At 65.4% G+C, this 5591-nt stretch carries 5 protein-coding genes; 2 read left to right on the forward strand and 3 right to left on the reverse strand.

Annotation, left to right across the window (positions count from 1 at the left end):
- The coding region (locus VDQ18_RS22560) for an acyl-CoA dehydrogenase family protein (protein WP_323023105.1) at positions 1 to 1472 on the reverse strand (1472 nt) is incomplete at its 3' end.
- A 175-nt stretch (positions 1473 to 1647) separates the two neighbouring features.
- Between VDQ18_RS22560 and VDQ18_RS22565 the strand changes: the two genes are divergently transcribed.
- Complete coding sequence (locus tag VDQ18_RS22565) at positions 1648 to 2418, forward strand: sulfite exporter TauE/SafE family protein (RefSeq protein WP_323023106.1); 771 nt, start codon at positions 1648 to 1650, stop codon at positions 2416 to 2418.
- On the opposite strand, the gene VDQ18_RS22570 is transcribed toward VDQ18_RS22565, so the two are convergent.
- Both VDQ18_RS22570 and VDQ18_RS22575 read right to left on the reverse strand, forming a co-directional pair.
- The gene (locus VDQ18_RS22570) at positions 2387 to 2986 is read right to left on the reverse strand and encodes a DUF3859 domain-containing protein (protein ID WP_323023107.1); all 600 of its coding nucleotides are present in this window, start codon (positions 2984 to 2986) and stop codon (positions 2387 to 2389) included. The genes VDQ18_RS22565 and VDQ18_RS22570 overlap by 32 nt on opposite strands.
- 115 nt (positions 2987 to 3101) lie before the next feature.
- Positions 3102 to 4697: a phosphoenolpyruvate carboxykinase gene (locus VDQ18_RS22575; RefSeq protein ID WP_323023108.1), complete on the reverse strand. Its 1596-nt coding sequence runs from the start codon at positions 4695 to 4697 to the stop codon at positions 3102 to 3104.
- A gap of 355 nt (positions 4698 to 5052) precedes the next feature.
- On the opposite strand from VDQ18_RS22575, the gene VDQ18_RS22580 reads away from it, so the two are divergent.
- Positions 5053 to 5591 (forward strand): response regulator (locus VDQ18_RS22580; protein WP_323023109.1); only part of this gene is annotated, 539 nt, incomplete at its 3' end.

A 5591-nucleotide genomic window follows, 5' to 3' on the forward strand; every position in this document is an offset into this window, starting at 1 on the left:
TCGCAGCGCTTGTCGTGGTCCTTCTGCCAGGCGCTGAAATAGGTCAGCTGGCGGGCGATCATGATCTCAACCGCCATCATCGCCAGCTTGTCGGCGACGCGGGGGAAGTTGATGAGGGCGCGGCCGAACTGCTTGCGGTCCTCGGCGTATTGCATGCCGACTTCCAGCGCGTTCTGGGCCACGCCGATGGCCCGGGCGGCGGTCTGGATGCGGGCCGATTCAAAGGTCTGCATCAGCTGCTTGAAGCCCTTGCCTTCCTCGCCGCCCAGCAGATTCTCGCCCTTCACGTTGAACCCGTCGAAGCCGAGTTCGTATTCCTTCATGCCGCGATAGCCCAGCACCTCGATCTCGCCGCCGGTCATGCCGGGGGTCGGGAAGGGGTTGGCATCGTCGCCCGGGGTCTTTTCGGCCAGGAACATGCTGAGGCCGCGGTAATCCGTGGTGTTCGGATCGGTCCGCGCCAGCAGGGTCATAACATGGGTGCGCGCGGCATGGGTGATCCAGGTCTTGTTGCCGGTCACCTCATAATCGCCGTTCGCATTCTTCACCGCCCGGGTGCGCAGCGAGCCCAGATCCGAGCCGGTGTTGGGCTCGGTGAAGACCGCGGTCGGCAGGATCTCGGCCGAGGCGATCTTGGGCAGCCATTCGGACTTCTGCGCATCGGTGCCGCCCGCCAGGATCAGCTCGGCGGCGATTTCGGACCGGGTGCCCAGCGAGCCCACGCCGATATAGCCGCGGCTCAGCTCTTCGGACACCACCACCATCGAGGCCTTGGACAGGCCGAAGCCGCCCAGATTCTCGGGGATGGTCAGGCCGAAGACGCCCATCTCGGCCAGTTCCTCGATGATCGCCATCGGGATGAACTCGTCCTTCAGGTGCCATTCATGGGCGAAGGGCGCGACCTTCTCGTCCGAGAACCGGCGGAACTGGTCGCGGATCATCTCCAGTTCCTCGTCCAGCCCCGTGGCACCGAAGGTGGCGCGGCCGTGGTTCTCGCGCATCAGGGCGACCAGACGGGCGCGGGCCTCGGGCGAGTTTCCGGCCAGGATCGGGCTGTCGGCAAAGGGGGCGAGGTCGGCCGCGGTCAGGCCGATGTCCGAGGGGCGCAGGATCTCGCCCTGGTTCATCGGGATGCCGCCCAGGATCTGCGCCAGATACTCGCCGCAGCCGATCTGCAGGATCAGCGCTTCCATCTCGCCGAAACTACCCGATTGCGTCAGGCGATCGGCCCAGGCGCCCATCTGGCGGATCGATTCCACATAGGTCGCCAGCCACGCCAGACCATGCGCCGCGCGCTGGTGGCGGTCGATGAGCGCTCCCTGCACCTTGCCGCCGTCCGAGACCATCGCCCGCAGCTGGGTCGTGGCCGAGGCGAGCAGCGTGTCGAGCGGCGCCTGCAGCGCGGCGACGCGGGCCGAAAGATCGGCGAGCAGCGGGGCGGGGGCGGTCATGTCCTGGCCGTCATGGGGCATGAGGGACTCCTGTGGCGAACCTGTAGATGCTGGTGCAGCGATAGCCTCTTCGCAATTGCAGCGCAACATTAATTCGCCATGACGTCTGCTTTCGCATGAATATGTCGCGATAACTTTGGCCGTGCGGCGGCTTTCCGCGCGCGATAGACAGGGAGCGAGTCAGGGAGATTGATATATGGATACGGTGGTTGCGGGTCTGCCGCTTTGGGCCTTTCTGCTGGCAGCGGCGGTGACGCTGGGCGCGGGTTTCGTCAAGGGCGCCATCGGCTTTGCCATGCCGCTGATCCTGATCGCCGTGCTGCCGTCCTTCATGCCGGCGCCAGTGGCTTTGGCCACGCTGATCCTGCCGGTGCTGGCCACCAACGCGCACCAGGCCCTGCGCCATGGCTGGGTTCCGGCAGTGGCGGCGGCCAAGACCTTCTGGCGGCTGATCGCGGCGACGGTGGCGGGGATCCTGATCACCGCGCCCTTCGTGCTGGTCCTGCCGCAACAGGTGATGTTCCTGCTTCTGGGCGCGGCGGTGCTGTTCTTCGCCGGGCTGCAGCTGAGCGGCTGGGCGCCCGACATTCCCCGCCGCTGGCGCCATCCGATCGAGGCGCTGACCGGCTTCGTCGGCGGGCTCTATGGCGGGATCTCGGGGGTCTGGGGGCCGCCGACCATCGTCTACCTGCTGGCCGCCAAGGTCGAGAAGACCGAGATGGTGCGCGTGATGTCGGTGCTTTTTGCTATCGGGGCGGTGGTGCTGACGGTCGCGCATATCCGCTCGGGCGTGCTGAACGCCGAGACGGCAAAGCTGTCGGCCGCCATGCTGGTGCCCGCGGGGATCGGCATGTGGCTGGGCTACAAGGCGCATGACAGCATGGACCAGGCGCGCTTCAAGCGCTGGACGCTGCTCTTGCTGGCGCTGAGTGCGCTCAACCTGCTGCGGAGGGGCTTCTTCGGCTGAGGGACAGCATCTGCGGCGCGCGGCACAGATGGGCCAGCGCCGGCAGCTCCGACGCCGGGCGCACCTGGAAGGCGATTGTGAACAGCACCTCACCCGCGATCGCGGCCGAGAAGGTCCATTCGCCCGGCACCATCTCTTCTGGCCGGTCGAACTGGAAGAAGAAGGAATCCCCGCTGGCCACCGGCGCTTCGCTGTTCCAGCTTTCGACGCTCATGTTGGTGGGCGGGATCGGCGGATGGGTGACCGTATAGGTCACGGTTCCCGGCCCCAGGCCCGCCAGCCCGTAGCGCACGCCAAACCCCATGCCCAGGACCATCGGCGCCTGATCGCTTTCCGCGACCAGCACGATGGGTTCGGCCGGGACATGCACCCAGCCATCCATGGTGCCGGGGGCGGGGCGGCGCCCGGCGGTCTCGGGTGCGCAGAACAGGCCGCCGACCAGGTTTACGACCGAGGGCGAGACCGGGCCGCGGACCTCGGCGGCAGCGGGTGCGGCGGTCAGGCACAGGGCAGCGATGAGAAGCGGAAAGCGGATCATGGCGCAGGTGTAGCCCATGGCCCGTGGCAAGTCACCGGCGCCGTGACGCGGCGCGGGCGAGGGGGCGGTCAAAACCTCGGGAGCCTGCGCCGACGACAAAGGCCCGGGCGGAACCCGGGCCTTGTCTGATCGCGGTGACGGTGGCTCAGCCGATGGCGGCGGCCTTCACGTCCTCGTCGATATAGGGGACGTATTGCGCGAAGTTCTCGGAGAACATGTGCACCAGCTTCTTGGCCTGCGCGTCATAGGCGGCCGGGTCCGCCCAGGTCGTGCGCGGGTCCAGCAGCGAGGGATCGACGCCGGTGCATTCCAGCGGGACCTCGAAGCCGAAGTTCGGGTCCTTGCGGAAGGCGGCTTTCTCCAGCGAGCCGCTCAGCGCGTCGGTCAGCAGCTTGCGGGTCGCCTTGATCGGCATCCGCTTGCCGGTGCCGAAGGCGCCGCCGGTCCAGCCGGTGTTGACCAGCCAGCATTGCGCGCCCGAGGCCGCGATCTTTTCCTGCAGGAGCTTGCCGTAGACTTCCGGCCGGCGCGGCATGAAGGGGGCGCCGAAGCAGGTGGAGAAGGTCGGCACGGGCTCGACCACGCCGCGCTCGGTGCCCGGGGTCTTCGAGGTGAAGCCCGAGAGGAAGTGGTACATCGCCTGCGCCGGGCTCAGCTTGGCGATGGGCGGCAGGACGCCGTAGGCGTCGCAGGTCAGCAGGATCACGTGCTTGGGCGTGCCGCCCAGACCCGTTTCCGAGGCGTTCGAGATGTAGTCCAGGGGATAGGCGCAGCGCATGTTCTCGGTCAGGCTGCTGTCCTGGAAGTCGAGGTCCAGCGTTTCCGGATCGAAGACCATGTTCTCGATCACGGTCGCGAATTTCTCGGTCGTCGCGTAAATCTCGGGCTCGGCTTCGGCGCTGAGGTTGATGGTCTTGGCGTAGCAGCCACCTTCGAAGTTGAAGATACCGTTCTCCGACCAGCCATGCTCGTCATCGCCGATCAGCGTGCGCGAGGGATCGGCCGAGAGCGTGGTCTTGCCGGTGCCCGACAGGCCGAAGAACACGGCCGAATCGTCGGGGTTGCCGATCGCGTGGTTGGCCGAGCAATGCATCGCCATCACGCCCTTGCCGGGCAGGATGTAGTTCAGCAGCGTGAAGACCGATTTCTTGTTCTCGCCCGCGTATTCGGTGTTGGCGATCAGGATGACGCGCTTGTCGAAGTTCAGCGTGATCACGGTATCGGTGCGGCAGCCGTGACGCTCGGGGTCGGCCTTGAACGAGGGGCAGTTGATGATCGTCCATTCGGGGACGAAGGTTTCGAGCTCTTCGCGCGAGGGGCGGCGCAGCAGGTGGCGGATGAACAGGCTGTGCCAGGCGAGTTCGGACACAACGCGCACATCGAGGCGATGCTCGGCATCGGCGCCGCCGAACAGGTCCTGCACGAAATAGTCACGGCCCTTCATATGGGCCAGCATGTCTTCATAGAGGCGGTCGAAGGCGTCAGGCGCCATCGGCTTGTTGTTTTCCCACCAGATCGTGTCTTCGACCGAGGGCGTGCGCACGACGTGCTTGTCCTTGGGCGAGCGGCCGGTGAACTGACCCGTCGTCACCAGGAACGAGCCGCCCTTGCCCAGGGTGCCCTCGCCGCGTTTCAGGGCGGCTTCCACCAGCGCAGGCTCGATGAGGTTATAGGCGACCGAGCCCAGCCCGGTGATGCCCTGATCCTCGAGCCGCTGTTTGGGGTTGACGCGTCCAGTCATAGTGCTCGCTCCTTCGTCGGGCCGCCGTAAGGCCTCGAAATTGGAAAATCCGGATCAGCCCCCTGCCTCGGGCGGTCCGGTGAACGGTCTCCTCGACCGACACTTGGCCTATATCATGGCGATTTCGCGGAGGAACAGGACGCATTTCCGCCTTTAGCGCCAACATGCCGCTGTTATCGCAAACTGTCGCATGCGAGGGTGGAGCGGCGTTCCGATAAGCGAAATCTTCACCCTGAACGCGCTATTTTGGACTCAGTCCCCGGGGTCTTGTTGACTATTCGGTTGATTCTCGGTGTGGAAATCCACAGAATGAGGCCAAAAAAAGACCAAGTGAGCAGCTTACAAGGACAGGCACATGTCAAAGATCGCACTTGTCGATGACGACAGGAACATCCTGACGTCGGTCTCGATCTCGCTCGAGGCCGAAGGTTTCGAGGTCGAAACCTATAACGACGGACAATCGGCACTGGACGCTTTCAACCGAAAGCTGCCGGATATGGCGGTCCTCGACATCAAGATGCCGCGCATGGACGGCATGGAGCTGTTGCAGCGCCTGCGTCAGAAGACGCAGATGCCGGTCATCTTTCTCACCTCCAAGGACGACGAAATCGACGAGGTTCTGGGCCTGAGGATGGGCGCCGACGATTACGTCAAGAAGCCCTTCTCGCAGCGCCTGCTCATCGAACGCATCCGCTCGCTCCTGCGCCGCCAGCAGGCGGTCGAGACGAACGAGGTCGGCACGACCGAAGACACGAAGGTCATGGTCCGGGGCTCGCTGTCGATGGACCCCCTGCGCCACGCGGTGACCTGGAAGGGCAAGGAAGTGACGCTGACGGTGACCGAGTTCCTGCTGCTGCAGGCGCTGGCCCAGCGTCCCGGCTTCGTCAAGTCGCG

The sequence above is a fragment of the Pararhodobacter sp. genome, assembly GCF_034676075.1.
Classification (GTDB): Bacteria; Pseudomonadota; Alphaproteobacteria; order Rhodobacterales; family Rhodobacteraceae; genus Pararhodobacter.